Source organism: Tepidimonas sp., assembly GCF_036824975.1.
Taxonomy (GTDB): Bacteria; Pseudomonadota; Gammaproteobacteria; order Burkholderiales; family Burkholderiaceae_C; genus Tepidimonas.
This window is the reverse complement of the sequence record NZ_DAISZC010000086.1, coordinates 5,705-7,957: the sequence shown is the minus strand read 5'-3', so window position 1 is coordinate 7,957 and position 2,253 is coordinate 5,705. Positions and strand designations below refer to the sequence as shown.

General features: G+C 68.5%; 1 protein-coding gene. It reads left to right on the top strand.

The features are described from left to right. Positions 1 to 83 precede the first annotated feature (83 nt). Positions 84 to 2,253: ATP-dependent helicase (locus tag V7Z54_RS09030; protein WP_334135986.1), on the top strand; the 2,170-nt coding region annotated here is incomplete at its 3' end.

The following is a 2,253-nucleotide window of genomic DNA, read 5'->3' as shown; positions in this document are numbered from 1 at the left end:
AACCGAGCGCTGAATCGGCGCGTGGACATCACGCTGGAGCCGCCGTTGCGCGAGGCCCGCTGAGCGCTGCCTACAATGCCGGTATGTCCGATGCCCGCTGCAGCGCGCCCGAGGCGCCCCCTTCGCTGTCTGCCGAACACCCCTTGTTGCGTGTGCTCAATCCCGAGCAGCTGGCCGCGGTGACGCTGCCGCCGGTGTCGGCGCTGGTGCTGGCCGGCGCAGGTTCCGGCAAGACCCGGGTGTTGACGACCCGCATCGCGTGGCTGCTGTCCACCGGCCAGGCCACGCCAGCGTCGATTCTGGCCGTGACCTTCACCAACAAGGCTGCGCGCGAGATGCTGGCGCGCTTGTCGGCGCTGCTGCCGCTGAACGTGCGCGGCATGTGGATCGGCACTTTCCACGGGCTGTGCCACCGGCTGCTGCGTGCCCACCATGCGCTGCTGGGGCTGCCCGCGACATTTCAGATTTTGGATGTGCAGGATCAGCTCGGCGCGATCAAGCGGTTGCTCAAGAGTCTGAATATCGATGAGGAGCAGGTCAAGCCCAAGGAGCTGCAATGGTTCATTGCCAACGCCAAAGAGGAGGGGTTGCGTCCGCACCAGCTGGGCGCGCGTGACGAGGAGCAGCGCCGCCGCGTCGAGCTGTACGCGGCCTATGAGGCGCAGTGCCAGCGCGAGGGGGTGGTGGACTTTGGCGAGCTGCTGCTGCGCGCCTACGAGCTGCTGCGTGACCACGAGCCGGTGCGCGTGCACTACCAGCGGCGCTTTCGGCACATCTTGGTGGATGAATTTCAGGACACCAACCGGCTGCAGTACGCGTGGCTGAAGCTGCTGGCCGGACATGAGGAGGGCGGGCGCTTCGTGCCTGCGGGCAACGCGGTGCTGGCGGTGGGCGACGACGACCAAAGCATTTACGCCTTTCGCGGCGCGCGCGTGGGCAATATGCGCGACTTCGTGCGCGAATTCGGCATCGACGCACCCATCAAGCTGGAACGCAACTACCGCAGCGTGGGGCACATCCTGCGTGCGGCCAACCACCTCATCGAGCACAACCGCCAGCGGCTGGGGAAAAATCTGCGCACCGAGCAAGGCGAGGGCGAGCCGGTGCGCGTCATCGAACTGCCCAGCGACCACGACGAGGCGCAGTGGGTGGTAGAGGAAATCCGCCAACTCACCCGCGAGGAGGGCATCGCGCCGCACGACATCGCGCTGCTGTACCGCAGCAACGCCCAAAGCCGCGCCCTGGAGAGCGCGTTGTTCAATGCCGGCATCCCGTATCGGGTGTACGGCGGCCTGCGTTTTTTCGAGCGCGCCGAAGTCAAGCACGCGCTGGCCTACCTGCGTCTGCTGGAAAACCCGCACGACGACACCAGTTTCCTGCGCGTGGTGAATTTTCCGCCGCGCGGCATTGGCGCGCGCACGCTGGAGCAGCTGCAGCAGGCCGCGCGCGAGCTGGGCTGTTCGCTGCACGACGCGGTGACGGCCGTGGGCGGCAAGGCCGGGGCGCACCTGGGCGCGTTCGTGGCCCGGCTGGATGTGATGCGGGAGCGCGCCGCCGGGCGGCCGTTGCGCGATATCATCGAAGGCGTGCTGGCCGACAGCGGCCTGGTCGACCACTACCGTGCCGACCGCGACGGTGCCGAACGGCTGGAAAACCTGGCCGAGCTGGTCAACGCCGCGGAGAGCTTCGTCGCGCAGGAGGGCTTCGGGCGCGACGCGGTGGCGCTGGTGGCCGATGTCGAGGGGGCGGCGGGCGTGCAGGCCGACACCGGCGAGACGCTGTCGCCGCTGGCGGCCTTTCTGACCCATGCTGCGCTGGAGGCCGGCGAGCACCAGGCTCAGGCCGGACAGGCGGCGGTGCAGCTGATGACCGTGCATGCCGCCAAGGGACTGGAGTTCGACGCCGTCTTCATCACCGGGCTGGAGGAGGGGCTGTTTCCCCATGAGAACAGCCTGAGCAGCATTGATGGCCTGGAGGAAGAGCGGCGACTGATGTACGTGGCCATCACCCGCGCGCGTCGGCGTCTGTATTTGACATACGCGCAGACCCGGCTGCTGCACGGCCAGACGCGCTACCACATCGCCAGCCGCTTTCTGGACGAGCTGCCCGCCGAAAGCCTGCACTGGCTCAGCCCGCCACGCGGACGCGGCGCGAGCGCGCCGGGGGGCTGGGGCGTTGCCGGCAACACCGTGCAGCCGTCCTGGGGACGCAGTGGACTGGGCGACGACGCTGCGCTGGCGTGGGCCGGTCTGC